General features: G+C 28.3%; 16 protein-coding genes. 9 read left to right on the top strand and 7 right to left on the bottom strand.

What is annotated here, in order from left to right; genetic code table 11:
* Both BT997_RS10625 and BT997_RS10620 read right to left on the bottom strand, forming a co-directional pair.
* The gene (locus tag BT997_RS10625) at nt 1–1,281 is read right to left on the bottom strand and encodes a fibronectin type III domain-containing protein (RefSeq protein WP_258239473.1); all 1,281 of its coding nucleotides are present in this window, start codon (nt 1,279–1,281) and stop codon (nt 1–3) included.
* Entirely contained in the window at nt 1,229–2,215 is a 987-nt protein-coding gene (locus BT997_RS10620) for an RluA family pseudouridine synthase (protein ID WP_072681878.1), read from the bottom strand. Before BT997_RS10620 ends, BT997_RS10625 begins: the two co-directional genes overlap by 53 nt.
* Nucleotides 2,216–2,234: 19 nt before the next feature.
* Here BT997_RS10620 and BT997_RS10615 point away from each other — a divergent pair, with 19 nt between their 5' ends.
* Nucleotides 2,235–3,341, top strand: a complete 1,107-nt coding sequence (locus BT997_RS10615; RefSeq protein WP_072681877.1) for an FtsW/RodA/SpoVE family cell cycle protein — start codon at nt 2,235–2,237, stop codon at nt 3,339–3,341.
* Nucleotides 3,341–4,192, top strand: coding sequence for an agmatinase (gene speB, locus BT997_RS10610; protein ID WP_143145188.1), 852 nt, complete (start codon nt 3,341–3,343; stop codon nt 4,190–4,192). Before BT997_RS10615 ends, speB begins: the two co-directional genes overlap by 1 nt.
* Nucleotides 4,193–4,209: 17 nt before the next feature.
* Here the strand turns inward: speB and BT997_RS10605 are convergent, their stop codons facing one another.
* Nucleotides 4,210–4,938: a hypothetical protein gene (locus BT997_RS10605; protein WP_072681875.1), complete on the bottom strand. Its 729-nt coding sequence runs from the start codon at nt 4,936–4,938 to the stop codon at nt 4,210–4,212.
* Nucleotides 4,939–5,026: 88 nt separating this feature from the next.
* Between BT997_RS10605 and BT997_RS10600 the strand changes: the two genes are divergently transcribed.
* The gene (locus tag BT997_RS10600; protein ID WP_072681874.1) at nt 5,027–5,980 is read left to right on the top strand and encodes a WD40 repeat domain-containing protein; all 954 of its coding nucleotides are present in this window, start codon (nt 5,027–5,029) and stop codon (nt 5,978–5,980) included.
* Between the two features lie 3 nt (nt 5,981–5,983).
* On the opposite strand, the gene BT997_RS10595 is transcribed toward BT997_RS10600, so the two are convergent.
* Both BT997_RS10595 and BT997_RS10590 read right to left on the bottom strand, forming a co-directional pair.
* A complete protein-coding gene (locus BT997_RS10595) occupies nt 5,984–6,907 on the bottom strand; it encodes a methylenetetrahydrofolate reductase (protein WP_072681873.1) in 924 nt (307 codons plus the stop codon).
* A gap of 39 nt (nt 6,908–6,946) precedes the next feature.
* Nucleotides 6,947–7,759: a TonB family protein gene (locus BT997_RS10590; RefSeq protein ID WP_072681872.1), complete on the bottom strand. Its 813-nt coding sequence runs from the start codon at nt 7,757–7,759 to the stop codon at nt 6,947–6,949.
* A 61-nt stretch (nt 7,760–7,820) separates the two neighbouring features.
* Here BT997_RS10590 and hemL point away from each other — a divergent pair, with 61 nt between their 5' ends.
* From hemL to BT997_RS10570, 4 genes are read left to right on the top strand one after another with little or no spacing between them, the layout of a single operon-like run.
* Nucleotides 7,821–9,104: a glutamate-1-semialdehyde 2,1-aminomutase gene (hemL, locus tag BT997_RS10585; protein ID WP_072681871.1), complete on the top strand. Its 1,284-nt coding sequence runs from the start codon at nt 7,821–7,823 to the stop codon at nt 9,102–9,104.
* A gap of 12 nt (nt 9,105–9,116) precedes the next feature.
* On the top strand, nt 9,117–9,434 hold the full coding sequence (locus BT997_RS10580) for a pyrimidine/purine nucleoside phosphorylase (protein ID WP_072681870.1): 318 nt from the start codon (nt 9,117–9,119) through the stop codon (nt 9,432–9,434).
* A gap of 7 nt (nt 9,435–9,441) precedes the next feature.
* Complete coding sequence (locus tag BT997_RS10575) at nt 9,442–9,750, top strand: AtpZ/AtpI family protein (protein ID WP_072681869.1); 309 nt, start codon at nt 9,442–9,444, stop codon at nt 9,748–9,750.
* Nucleotides 9,743–10,300 carry a hypothetical protein gene (locus BT997_RS10570; protein ID WP_072681868.1) on the top strand — a complete coding sequence of 186 codons (558 nt, stop codon included), beginning with the start codon at nt 9,743–9,745 and terminating at the stop codon, nt 10,298–10,300. The genes BT997_RS10575 and BT997_RS10570 overlap by 8 nt, the downstream gene beginning before the upstream one ends.
* Here the strand turns inward: BT997_RS10570 and BT997_RS10565 are convergent.
* Both BT997_RS10565 and rpoD read right to left on the bottom strand, forming a co-directional pair.
* The gene (locus BT997_RS10565; protein WP_072681867.1) at nt 10,287–10,973 is read right to left on the bottom strand and encodes a hypothetical protein; all 687 of its coding nucleotides are present in this window, start codon (nt 10,971–10,973) and stop codon (nt 10,287–10,289) included. The genes BT997_RS10570 and BT997_RS10565 overlap by 14 nt on opposite strands.
* 6 nt (nt 10,974–10,979) lie before the next feature.
* On the bottom strand, nt 10,980–12,839 hold the full coding sequence (rpoD, locus tag BT997_RS10560) for an RNA polymerase sigma factor RpoD (protein ID WP_072681866.1): 1,860 nt from the start codon (nt 12,837–12,839) through the stop codon (nt 10,980–10,982).
* A gap of 183 nt (nt 12,840–13,022) precedes the next feature.
* Here rpoD and BT997_RS10555 point away from each other — a divergent pair, with 183 nt between their 5' ends.
* On the top strand, nt 13,023–13,520 hold the full coding sequence (locus tag BT997_RS10555) for a 3-isopropylmalate dehydratase small subunit (protein WP_072681865.1): 498 nt from the start codon (nt 13,023–13,025) through the stop codon (nt 13,518–13,520).
* Between the two features lie 3 nt (nt 13,521–13,523).
* The coding region (leuB, locus tag BT997_RS10550) for a 3-isopropylmalate dehydrogenase (RefSeq protein ID WP_072681864.1) at nt 13,524–14,383 on the top strand (860 nt) is incomplete at its 3' end.

Raw genomic sequence — 14,383 nt, 5'->3', positions numbered from 1 at the left:
TTAATTTAACTTTTTTAATTTTGGTAATACTAATTCTGTTTTATTTGTTTTAGGTGATACTATTCCAAATTTATCAACAGATTGAATTGCATAATTATATTCAACACCTCTCACTATATCTTTATCTTCATATCTTAAAGCAGTGATTCCTTCAAATTTAATTGTTTTTGATTTAAAGAAGTTCTCTTTTATTGTTTTATGAATGATATAAGAAACAGCTCTGTTATCACCAGATTGCCAATTTAATATTGCTTTTTCACCTTGAATTTGAGCTAAAGTAATAATAGGTTTATTTAATTTACCTAGTGTTGCTCCCATTATAGAGTTTATATTTAAATTACTTTCTAATCCATCTTTATCAACAGAGCTTATTTTGTAGAAATATACTTTTCCATCTTCATTTACAAAGTCATCAAAACTTAAAGTTTGAGCATCTACAGTTTTGATTTTATCAAAGTAACTAGTAGAGTCTGTACTTCTATAAATATTGTATTTAATAATATCAGAAGTATCAGAAGCTTGCCAGTTAAGTGCTATCTTTCTTGGTAAGTCATTAGTTGCTTTTAATCCTAGAATTCCCTTTGGTAAAGGTTTCGTTTGAGCTTTTACAATTTCACTTGCTTGAGATAATAATTCATCAAAAGTTTTTGCAAATACTCTATAGTTGTAAATTACATTATCATCTAGATCTTCATCTATATATTCAGCTTGTAATCTTCCCTCAATTGTTTTAAGATTTTTCCATTCTGCTGTTTGAGGAGTACTTCTTTGAACTACATATGATTCTACTCTTTCATTTGAGTGTGGTCTCCAAATAATCTTTATTTGTCTAGGAAGATTTGAAATAGCTTGAATAAAACTTACTCCTTCCATTTTTGGAAGAGTTGAAACTACATAGTCTGCTGTAGTTCTTGATTCTATATCCGAATCTGTTGCAGATGAAATTTTATAAACATATTTTGTGTTTGGTTCTAAATCTTCATCAACATAATGTGTAGTATATTTATTTTCAATTGTATCAATAAGTTTTAATTTTGCTCCATCTTTTTGCATATTTGCTCTATAGAAATGATATCCAACTACTCTTGGGTCATCAACTTTTCTCCATTCAAAAGCAACTGCATTCATATCTGAAATAGATCTAATAGAAGCAGAATCAACTACTTCAAGTGTTTCATCAATTTTTGGGGCTACTGGTTTTGATAATTTATCTTTATAAGCACATCCACTAACTAATAAAATTAAAGCTGTTAACGATGTTAGTCTCATTAATTTTGTCATTTAAACTCTCCATATTAAAGTTTTTTTCTAAAAAGTTATGCATATCATCACTTAAGTTTGCCGTAAAACTCATTTTTTCATTTGTAATTGGATGAATTAAGTATAGATTATATGCATGTAAATAAAATCTATTTATTTTATTTAATTCGCCCTTAAATCCATATAAATTATCTCCTAATATATGCCTATTTATCGAACTTAGATGTACTCTGATTTGATGGGTTCTTCCTGTAAAAAGCTTACATGCAATTAGTTCATATTTTTCATTTTTTGAGAGTTCTATTTTACTAAAAGCAGACTTTGCATTTTTACCATTTTCTACTATTGCCATTTTAAGTCTATTGTTAGGGCTTCTAGCAATTGGTTTTTCTATAATTATTTCATCTTTTAGTGGTAAGTCTGTTATGGCTATATAATATCTTCCCATAGATTTATCTTCAAGTTGAGTAGCTAATCCTGTATGTGCTTCATTGGTTTTTGCAATAACCATTACTCCACTTGTTCCTTTATCTAGTCTATGAACAATTCCATGTCGTTCTTCTCCGCTAATAGTAGATAGTGAAATGTTTTTAAGCTTTAACCAATCTACTAAAGTTGCATCTTTTACACTTGGTGCATCATGTACTGTTAAGTTATAGGGTTTATTTAGAACTAAAATGTAATCATCTTCATAGATTATTTTTACTTCTTTGTCTTTTAAAGACTCTTTTACAAATTCAATGTCTTTTATTGGGTTTATTTGGGCTTCTGGAAAGCTAACTTCAACGTTTTGATTTTCTTTTAATTTTAATCCTGTTTTTGTAATATTTTTTCCATCAACATTTACAAAACCTTTTTTTATAAGTTGTTCTATTTGATTTCTTGAAGCTTCGATGTTTAGACTTAAGAATTTATCTAAACGATTTGGCTCTTGAACAATAAAAAATTTATCCATATTTCGATACTCTTTCACTATGCGTTTATTTGACAAAAGAATTATATCTCATTTTGACTATTTATTAATAATATTTGTTTTACCTTTGGTATTACTTTCATATAAATTAATTAGTGAAACTAATACTGCACTAGCAAATAAGCAATTAGTATACTTTAGCGTATCTTTAGTTGCTTTTTTGATTGTATTTATTTTACCCATAAGAAGGCATATTAGACTTATACCTTTATTGTATTGGCTTGGGATTATATTATTATTAGCAGTTGAATTTTTTGGTGAAACAAGATTAGGTGCTAAAAGGTGGCTAGCCTTGCCAATTGGTGGTTTAACAATTCAGCCTAGTGAACTTTTCAAACCTGTATTTATTTTAATGTTAGGTTATTTAATTCAAAACAGACAACCTGATAGAGATGGATATAATGCAAAAGATTTTATTTATTTCTCTTTTTATATTTTATTGCCATTTATTTTAATTGCAAAAGAGCCTGATTTAGGCACTGCTTTAGTTCTTTTATTAGTAGGTTATGGAATTTTATTCATTGTTGGTGTAAATTGGAAAATCTGGACAACAATATTTTTAGCAATAGCACTTACTTCTCCTTTAATTTATACAAATTTAATTAAAGATTATCAAAAAAAGAGAATAAAAGATTTTTTATCTGAAAAGCCAAGTTATCAAGTACAACAGTCTATTATAGCAATTGGAAATGGGGGCTTGTTAGGTAAAGATACTTCAGAAGCTACTCAAACACAATTGAAGTTTTTACCTATTGCAACAAGTGATTTTATTTTTGCATATTTTGTGGAAAGATATGGGTTTTTAGGTGCTTTTGGTTTAATATTTATTTATGGTTTATTGATACTACATTTACTATCCATGAATTACTATTTTCATGATGATTTTGTAATTCGTGCTTTTGCCTCCGGATTAGGTCTTTTAATATTTTTGGATATGAGTATTAATATTTTAATGGTAATAGGTTATGCCCCTGTTGTTGGCTTGCCTTTACCCATGTTCTCCTATGGTGGGAGCTCATTTATTAATTTTATTGTTCTATTTGCTATTTTAGAAAATTTACTTGCATTTAGATTTATGGATATGTATAGTTTTGAGAGGAGATTATAATGAAAGCACAAGGAAGTAGTTTTATTGGTTTTGAAGATGGGTTTGAGGAATCAAAAGCTGTACTTTTTGGAGCTCCATTTGATGGTACAACTTCTTTTAAACCAGGTGCAAGATTTGCCCCTAGTGCTATGAGAGAAGACTCTTGGGGGTTAGAAAGTTATAGCCCTTATTTAGATAAAGATTTAGAAGATTTAAAACTTTTTGATTATGGAAATTTAGAGCTTCCTTTTGGAGATAAAAAAGTTGCTTTACGGATGATTCAAGAGCATGTTCAAGAAATTATAGATGCAAACAAAATTCCTATTATGATCGGTGGAGAGCATTTAGTTTCTTTAGCTCCTGTAAAAGCTTTATCAAAAAAATATGATGATTTGCAAATAATTCATTTTGATGCACATACTGATTTGAGAGAAGAGTATTTAGGTGAATCATTAAGTCATGCAACTGTAATACGAAGAATTTATGATCAAGTTGGTATTGGAAAAATCAATCAATTCTGTATACGTTCCGGTTTAAAAGAAGAGTTTGAGTGGGCAAAAAAACATACTCATCTAGAAAAGTTTACATATAACACTTTAGAGTCTTGTATTAGAAGAATCAAAGATAAACCAGTTTATATTACTATAGATTTAGATGTATTAGATCCAGCTGTATTCCCTGGAACTGGAACACCAGAACCTGGTGGAATAAATTTTCATCATATGCTTGAAATTATTGGTATGTTAAGTAAATTAGAAAATGTAGTGGGTCTTGATATTGTAGAATTATCGCCTAAATATGATACTTCTGCAGCTTCAACTGCTGTTGCCTGTAAAACATTAAGAGAATTAGTATTAGCTACTATAAAGTAGTTAATCTCTCTTTTTCTTTAACTTTGTTGTTTTAATATTTCTCTTAATATATTTTCATCTCTATTTGATTGAATACAATCTTCATTTGTAACTTTTATTTCTGCAATCTTTATATTTTTTTTAGTTGTATAATAGTAATAAAATTTATAGTTTTGCTTTAATAAATTACTAGATTTTATATCATTACAAGTTGCTTTTGTAACATCATCTTTTAATAAATTTTTATTTGTTTGCGAAAATTTTTCATTACCAAAGTTTTGAAGTTCATATGTATAGTATATATTTTTTTCGTCTATTGCAGCTTTTGTAATATAAACATCTTCACTTATTTTTATGGGTGTTTTTTTCTCTAATTGTTTAATACTATTTTCTAATGCATAAGTTTCATCTGTAAAGTTTTTAGTAAAATTATAACTTTCCATACTTAAGTTTATAAAGTTAAAAATAACAATAATTTTTGCAACATTTGCCCAAAATTTTGAACCATCATGATTTGTTGCACTTCTCCAAACAGCAATTAATATATATATTGAATAAAAAATAGAAAATATGGCAATAAATATGCTTATGTACCTTTGATTTGTACTTAACTCTACTGGTAAATTGTTAAAATAAAAGCTTGAAGTAGTTAAAATGATAAAATTTATAAAGAAAAACCAAACCCAATATGTCATAGGAAGAGATATTTCTCCTCTAAAAAGTCTTATAAAATAATTTGATGATTTTTGATTAATAATTTCTTCCAAAATGAGTCCTCGAATAATATAAGGTATATTATTATATTTATGCTAAAGAAAAGTTAATATTCTAAAACTCTTTTGATATAATTAAATTATGAAATTTTTTAAATATTTTTTTATTCTTTTATTTTTTCTTATTAATCTAAATGCTAAAGATATAAAACCAATTTTTGTTTTAGAAACAAGAGACTTAGTATATGATTTTGTGTTAGATGGTTCAAATCTTTTTGTTTCAAATGCAATGGGTACAATTGAAGTTTTTGATTTGTTTAAACAAAAAAAGATAGATGAAATTGTATTACCTCCAATGTATAATGTTCATGGTGAACAAGTAACATCAAAAATACTTAGTGTTGATAGACATAACGGTAAAACTCTTTTTGTAAGTACAACTTTAAAGGGTTTCAGAGATGTTTGGTTGCATGATGGCATGAATTTAAAACATATTATAAAAGCAGAAAATAAACTAGCTGTAAGAGAAGCACGATTTATTGATGATGAGAAATTTATTTTAGGTACTGTTGCACATGAAATGATTTTATATAATATGTCAGATAGTTATAAAACTTATAGAAAACATCTTGAACAAAGTACTTTTTCAGATGTTGTATTAAGTGAAGATAGAAAAACTATGATAACTTCAAGTGAGAGTGGACGGGTAACTTTAACAGATGTAAAGTCTGGTGAAGTTATTAAGATTTTTGAATCTCAAAATGTAGATAATATTTATAAAATAGATTATAAAAATGGAAATATAATAACTGCAGGTCAAGACAGAAGAGTTGGTGTTTATCCAAAAAACTCAGAACCATATTATATAAAAAGTGATTTTTTAGTGTACACAGCAAGTTTAAGCCCAAGTGGAAATATTGGTGTTTATTCTAGTGGAGAAGAAAATAACTTACAAGTATTTAATGTAAATACTAAAAAGAAAATGAATAAATTGATAGGACATTATTCAACTCCTACAACAATCAAATTCATTAGAGAAAATGAATTGTTTTCAGCAGGAGATGAAAACAGAGTTTTTTATTGGAAAATTGATTAAAAACTATTTGTTATTTTTAATAATATCTTTTACTTCATCTAGCAACTCTATAGAAGCTTCAATTTCTGCTTTTCTAATTGCAACACTTTCAATATTACAACCAACCGGAATACCTTTTTTTAGACCAAATTTGTATAGCTCTTCAAAAATATCTCGAGATAATTTTACTGATTCATGTAGAATATCTCCTGATTCTTTTAAATCCTCTTCTAAATAATTAGGTACATTAATTCCTAACCATTTCATAAAGTCTAGTGTTTTTGAACTTCCACAAGGAGTTAATGTAAAAATAATTGGAACCATATCATAGTTGTTTTCTTTTGCATATTTTGCATAATCAGTTAAAAAAGTTTTTGCTGCATGTAAGTCATAAACACATTGAGTGATAAAATATTCACAAGAGCTATTTTTCTTAGAAAATACTCTTAAATGTTCATCATGTTTTTTTGTATGTCTTTCAGGAATTGCAATTCCACCAAGACATAGATTATTGTTTACTTCTTTTTTTAACTCATATGCTTCTTTTAATGTAATATTATTTTGTTGTTCATGTGAAGCAGCTCCTACAAATACAGAATGAACTTGACTTTGTTTTGTATCTTCAAGCCAAGCTGTGAACCTTTCAGGAGTGTAATTTCCTACTGCTCTATAAACTATTCTTGGTGTATTTAATTCTTGTAAATAGTTTTTTGAGTATTCACAAGGATTTAATGTTTTAATAAAAGGGAAGGGTCTTTTTTCATCTGTTCTATCTGATTCATCTTGAATATCGTATAATACTAATCCATCTACGTCTAATGCTGAGATTCTATCAATATGTCTTTTAGCAATATCTCTTATTTCTTCTTCAGTGTGGTTAACTTTTGGAGGAGTAATTCCGTATAGAATAATTCCATTTTCTTTATTTCTTATTTTATCTGTTAACATTAATTACCTTGGTATATATTATAATTTTTTGTATTTTACTTAATACAAGTTGTAAGAAACATAAATTTTTATTTTTGTCACTGTTTTTGGTCTTGGATAATCTTTATAAGCATATTCAATTGTTTCAATAGTATTTTTATCTAAACTTGAATGTCCAGAAGAGTGACTTAGTCTCAAATCACTTATATTTCCATTAGGATGTAAATTAAATTGTACAATATTCATTCCATGTTGTCTTGTTCTAACTGCAATTGCTGGATACTTTAGATATCTTTCTGTGATTCTACCTATATTTTTAAGATTTTTTTGTAGATAAACTTTTTGAACTTTAGTGAAAGAATTATATTCTTCACCATAAAGTTTTAAATAGCTTTTTGTAATATCATCTAAAAGTCTTCTATCTAAAGGAACAGGGTCTGCTAATAAAAAGTTTTCTAAAGATTTTTTAGGAATAGTTTGTCTCTTTTTTTGAGGTTTTATTGGAACTTGTTTTGTAAAACTTGGTCTAGTTTCAACTTTCTTAATTGGTTTTGGAATAATTATTTTAGGTTTTTTTACAATTTTTTTTCTTTTTTGAGGTTTTATATTTTTCTTTTCTACTTTTTTATAAGTTTTTAGTTTTTTCTTAGGAATAATTTTTTTTTGTATAGGCTTTACTATTTCAACTTTTTTTATAATATTTGGACTTGGAATAATTTTTGGTTGCAGTCTTACATATTGAACAGATGATTTTTTTACATATTTAGATGTTGAAGGATTTTGTTTTAATTCTTCTTTTTTCTGTGTTAATGGAGAAAAAAGTAAAATATGTATAGTTAGAGATAAAATAAATGCAAATATAATTAGTTTCATAACGCGATTATAGTACAATATTGCTTTTAATTTAAAAGTAGTAATTATAATAGGATAAAAAATGTTTGAAAATTCTGTGAAAGCTTATGAAGAAGCTAAAGAAGTAATCCCTGGTGGTGTTGATTCACCTGTACGTGCATTTAAATCAGTTGGAGGAACTCCACCATTTATTGATAGAGGTGAGGGCGCTTATATAGTTGATATAGATGGTAATAAATATTTAGATTTTGTACAGTCTTGGGGACCACTAATTTTTGGGCATTGTGATAGTGATATTGAAGAAGCTGTTATTAATACATGTAAGAAAGGTTTATCTTTTGGGGCACCAACACTTTTAGAAACCCAGTTAGCTGAAGAGATTGTTGATATGTATGACAATATTGACAAAGTAAGATTTGTAAGTTCAGGTACAGAAGCAGTAATGTCTGCAATTAGACTAGCTCGTGGTGTTACAGGAAAAAATGATATTGTAAAATTTGAAGGTTGTTACCATGGACATTCAGATTCATTATTAGTACAAGCTGGTTCAGGTATGGCTACCTTTGGAGCACCAAGTTCTCCTGGAGTACCTGCTGATTTAACAAAACATACATTATTATGTGAATATAACAATATAGAAAATCTTAAAAAATGTTTTGAAGATTCAAATGATATTTCTTGTATTATTATTGAACCAATTGCTGGAAATATGGGATTAGTTCCTGCAAGTCCGGAGTTCTTAAAAACTTGTAGAGAGCTTTGTGATGCAAATAATGCATTACTTATTTTTGATGAAGTAATGACAGGATTTAGAGCATCTTTAAAAGGTGCAAGTGGAATCTTAGATGTTCAAGCAGATATCATTACTTTCGGTAAAGTAATTGGTGCAGGTATGCCAGTAGGTGCTTTTGCGAGTTCACAAAAAATTATGGGAGAACTCTCTCCTGATGGTGCAATCTACCAAGCAGGAACACTAAGTGGAAATCCAGTTGCTATGGCAGCGGGTTTAGTATCTCTTAAAAAATTAAAAGCAAACCCAGCTATGTATGAAGAGTTAAATAAAAAAGCAGTTAAACTGATAAATGGATTAAAAGAAGTAGCAAGTAAGAATAATATAGGTCTTCAAGTTGATACAAGAGGAAGTATGTTTGGTTTCTTCTTTGCAGATAAAATGCCTAAAAACTTCGCAGAAGTTACGGACTTTTGTGACTTTGAAAAATTTGGTAAGTTTCATCATGAAATGATTAAAAAAGGTTTCTATTTTGCTTGTTCACAATATGAAGCAGGGTTTATTTCTACAGTTATTACTGATGAAGATATTGATGCTTGTATTAATGCAGCTGATGAAATTATGAAAAACTTATAAGAGGAGAATATTATGCCAGTTATGAAGAATGTCGAATTAGTTAAAAAAGCGAACATATACTTTGATGGAAATGTTACAAGTAGGTCATTTGTTGATGAAAATGGAGTGAAAAAATCATTAGGTGTTATGATGCCTGGTGAGTATACTTTTAATACAGAAGATGCTGAACATATGGAAATTATTTCAGGGCGTGTTGAAGTACTAATTGCTTGTGGTGATAGCAATTGGGAGACAATTGAAGCTGGAGATTATTTTGAAGTTCCTGCAAATTGTAGTTTTGACATCAAAGTATTAGAAGTAACAGATTACTGTTGTACTTTTATTCAATAGGATAATTATGGAAAATAAAGAAGAACAAAAAGTACCTAAACATAGAGATAAGATTGTTGCACTTGATAATCTTTCTTTAGGAATTTCTATTGTTGCTGCAATAGTTATTGGTTTTGCTATAGGATATGGACTTAAAGAATGGACCGGGTATTCATGGACTTTATGGCTTGGTATTTTTTGGGGTATTGCTGCTGCTGGACTTAATATATATAAAGCCTATAAAAGAGCACAAAAAGAGTTTGAAGGTTTAGAAAATGACCCGAGATATGCTTACCGTGCAAAACATGGAGATAAGTCTGACGACGAAGATGAATAATAACAATAACATTTTAAATTTTGCAAAGGTCTTTATTGTTGTTGACCTTTGCTTAATTGTCTTTTCAATTACATTTTATGATTTAATATGGTTTTTAAATACACAAGTTGCTTTTATAGGTTCTTTATCTGTAACCATTGCATCTTTTTTATCATATAGAAAAAATATCAATAATAGAATATCAAATTTAGATACTTCAAAAAATATGATGACTGAAGATAGGGATAAAATTGATGAGATTGATGATCCTTATGATTTATATACTGAATATGAAGAAATTCCAGAAGAAGAATTAACTCCTGAAAAAATAAAAGAAATTATTGACCATGAGAAGAAAAATGTTAAGAAAAATTCTTTTAAAAATACTCTTTTTTCTGCTGGTGGATTTGTTTCAATTTATAGAGTAATTGGGTATGCTTTTTTAATATTTGGATTTTTTGCATTAAATAACAATAAACTTTTTTTACCTATTCCTTTTTTAGTTGGATTAGGAGTTGTTCCTTTATCTGTTTTAGTTGCTAAGTTTGTATTTAAAACTAGTCAAGAATAAGTGGTAAGTCTATTGTAATTTTATCTTCATCTTTTGTAATTATGAAAGATGCATTTTCATCTTTATAATTAAAGTCTTTAACTGAACATTCAGTATTTGAAAAAATCTCTACACTAATTATAGAGTGTTTTTTTCCATCAATTCTTATGTATTCACCTATTTTTAATATAACAGAAGTTGTAAGCATCGATGATTCTTCAAATACATCATATATAAGGTTAAGGGCTTTTATAAATTCACTTGCATTTATTTTAAACTCTGGAATAGATGGATCATAGTTTTTAATAAATTTTGAATTTGATTTGATTTTTTTAGTCGAGATTGCTAAATCAACAAGTGTAAAAATATTTGTTATATTAGTATTTTTTGTACTTAATTGAGAATCTTTTTTTACCATTGCACTTTTATAAAGTTTCATATGAATTTCATCTTCATTTTCATATTTAACAGTTATTGCATAAAAGACATAGTTTTTAATATTTAAGTCAAAGTATGTAGTTTCTACTCCAAAAGTTTGAGGAGCATGTTTTAAAGCTAAATCAAAAAGCTCTTTTTGCTTAATTCTACTAAGCAAAAATTGAGCCTCTTGATTTGAATATATAATCTTCCCCGTTGAGGAAAAAGATATAATAGGATTTAAGTCTAGTTCAACCCATTCTTCATAAAAGTTCATTATATTTTAACTCTCAACATAGTTTTTAAGGTTTTTACCTACTTTAGGGTGCTTTAATTTCTTAATAGCACTCGATTCAATTTGTCTAACTCTTTCTCTTGTAACAGAAAGTTCTTTCCCAATTTCTTCAAGTGTTCTATCTGATGCATCATTCATAAGACCAAATCTCATTCTAACAACGGCTTGTTCTCTTTCATTAAGCTGTGCAAGAATTTGGTCTATTTGACCTTGTAAATCTTCTTTCATGATATTATCAACTGGTGTTGGAGCTTTTTCATCAGGAACGAAGTCTCCAAATTTACCATCATCATCAGAACCAATAGGTGCTTCAAGTGATACAGGTTCTTTAGTAATTTTAATTACTTGTTTAACTTTATCAACTGGTAGTCCTACTTCTTTTGCGATTTCATCTACATCTGGCTCTTTACCATTTTCTTGAATACCTTTTCTAATGATTTTATTAATTCTATTAATAGTTTCAATCATATGAATTGGAATTCTAATAGTTCTAGCTTGGTCTGCAATTGCTCTAGAGATTGCTTGTCTAATCCACCAAGTTGCATAAGTAGAGAATTTATATCCCTTTTTATATTCGAACTTATCAACGGCTTTCATAAGACCAATATTACCTTCTTGAATTAAATCTAAGAATGGTAAACCTCTGTTTGTATATCTTTTTGCAATAGATACAACAAGTCTAAGGTTTGATTTAGCCATTCTAGTTTTAGCTTCATCAGTGATTCTCTTACCTCTTTTAATTTGTTCTAGAACATCAATTAATTCTTCAGGTTCTAAATCAAATCCACCTTTAGATGCTTCTGCTGTCTGGAAAAGTTTTTTAATTTCCATATAAGTAGAAACCATAGTAGCTTCTGGAACCATAGAAGTAATTTGTACTTTTGATAAATTAACAATATTATCTAAAATCTTTTGATGATTTTTTAATAAAATATCATTAAATAGTGGTAATTTATACTCTAATTTTTTTAATTCTGTTTCAAAACCTGTATCAGATTTAAGCGCAGTTTCCATAGCTTTTACAATTTCAGTAATAAGTTTAGAAGTAGGACCTAAGTCTAATAATGCTTCTTTTAAAACTTTTTTCTTAAATGCAATTGCTAAGTTAAATAGCATTTGGTCTGCTTCACTATCAGATTTTGCTTCTTCTTTAGCTTGGAACTTTAACCAGTCTTTTTTTGCTTTTTCTAAAATTTTAAAAGCATTGATAATTGTTTCTGCTCTTTTATCAAGCTTTTTTTGTTTTTTAGTTCCTTGACCATCAGCATCATCAGAATCATCTGTTTCTTCAATTTCTTCAGGTTCATCAGAAGAATCAGAATCTTCATCATCGAAGTTTCTAAATAATTCTTTTACTTTTCTTTCTCTATTTACTAGAGGTTCTTTGTATTCTAAAATAAAATCAATTAAATATGGAACATAACATATGGCATCAAGAATAACATCTTCACCCATTTCAATTTTTTTAGAAATTTCAATCTCTTCTTCTTTTGTAAGAAGAGGGATTTGTCCCATTTCTCTTAGGTACATTCTAACAGGAGAATCTGATCTTGACCATTCAAGAAGTTCTTTACTCTTTAGAAGATCAAAGACATCATCGTCGTTTTCTTTCATTTTTTTTATTAAGTCTTCTTTTCTCTTCGCCTCTTCAGCATTCATTCTTTTTGCTTGTTCTTGAGAACTAATTAACGTTACGTTATATAGTTGTATGAAAGCTAAAAGTTTTTTAATGTTTGCAGATGATGGCGCTTTTGAAAAAATTTTAATAAGTTTTTCAAATGTAAGTATTGAATCTTTGTATTCTTTTACAGTAGTTTCAATAACTTTATTTAGATCTTTTGCGCTCATAAATGGATATTCCTCATTTGTTTTAAAGATAGTCAGATATTATACCGAAGTTAGTTGAGGAAATTATTAATTATTTTACATTTAATCTACTATTTTTAAAATTTTAGATAAAATGCCTTTCTTTTAAAAAACTATGTAACTACTTTTTTAATCAAAAAAGTATGGTAAATAAGGAAAAACAATATGAATAAAATTACTGGAAAAGTTTGGAATTTTGGAGCAAATATAGATACTGATGTTATTATTGCTGCAAGATATTTAAATAGTTCAGATCCTGAGCATTTAGCAAAATATGTTATGGAAGATGCAGATCCTGAATTTCCTAATAAATTACAAAGAGGTGATATTATAGTTGCCGGTGAAAACTTTGGATGTGGTTCGTCACGAGAACATGCCCCAATTGCTTTAAAAGCAGCAGGTGTTGCGGCTGTTGTTGCTCCATCATTTGCTAGAATTTTTTATAGAAATGCTTTTAATATGGGATTGCCAATTTTTGAATTACCTGAATCTTTAGAGATTAAAGAAGGTGAAGAAATTTCAATTAATCTTGATGCTGGTGAAATTACTAATAATACAACAAATAAAACATATAAATTTATTCCAATTCCTGATTTTATGCAAGAATTAATTGCTACTGGTGGATTAATTAATTATGCAAAAGCTGAAATGGGAGTTAAGTAGATTATGAAAAAATATAATATATCAATAATCAAAGGTGATGGAATAGGACCAGAGATAGTAGATGAAGCAATCAAAGTATTAGATGCAGTTTCTTATTCTTGTGGATTCTCTTTAGAATATAAAGAATATCTAATGGGTGGTATTGCAATTGACGTAACTGGTAAACCACTTCCAGAAGAAACAGTAGAAGGTGTTTTAAATTCAGATGCTTGTCTGTTTGGAGCAATTGGTGGAGAAAAATGGGATACCTTGCCAAGAGAATTAAGACCTGAAACAGGACTTTTATCTTTTAGAGAGAAAATGGGTGTATATGCAAACTTAAGACCAGCAATTATATATGATGAACTAGTAAATGCTTCAACACTAAAACCTGAAGTTATTGAAGGTGTTGATATTATGGTTGTAAGAGAACTAATTGGTGGAATCTATTTTGGACAACCAAGAGCAAACGATGGAGAGAAAGCTTATAATACAATGGTATATACAAAACCAGAAATTGTAAGAATAGGTAAACAAGCATTTGAACTTGCAATGAAAAGAGATAAAAGAGTTTGTTCAGTAGATAAAGCAAATGTTCTTGAAGTTTCTCAATTGTGGAGAGATACTATGGAAGAACTAGCAGTTGATTACCCTGAAGTAGAACTGTCTCATATGTATGTAGATAACGCAGCAATGCAACTAGTAAGAAACCCAAAACAGTTTGATGTAATTGTTACTGGAAATATTTTTGGAGATATTTTATCTGATACAGCTTCAATGGTAGTAGGTTCAATAGGATTATTACCATCAGCTTCAACAGGAGATAAAACAGCAATCTATGAACCAATTCATGGTTCAGCTCCTGATATTGCTGGACAAGGAAT

This window comes from Arcobacter sp. LA11, from assembly GCF_001895145.1.
In the GTDB taxonomy this organism is placed as follows: domain Bacteria; phylum Campylobacterota; class Campylobacteria; order Campylobacterales; family Arcobacteraceae; genus Halarcobacter.
The sequence above is the reverse complement of the archived record's forward strand: the minus strand, read 5'-3'. Positions and strand labels throughout refer to the sequence as shown.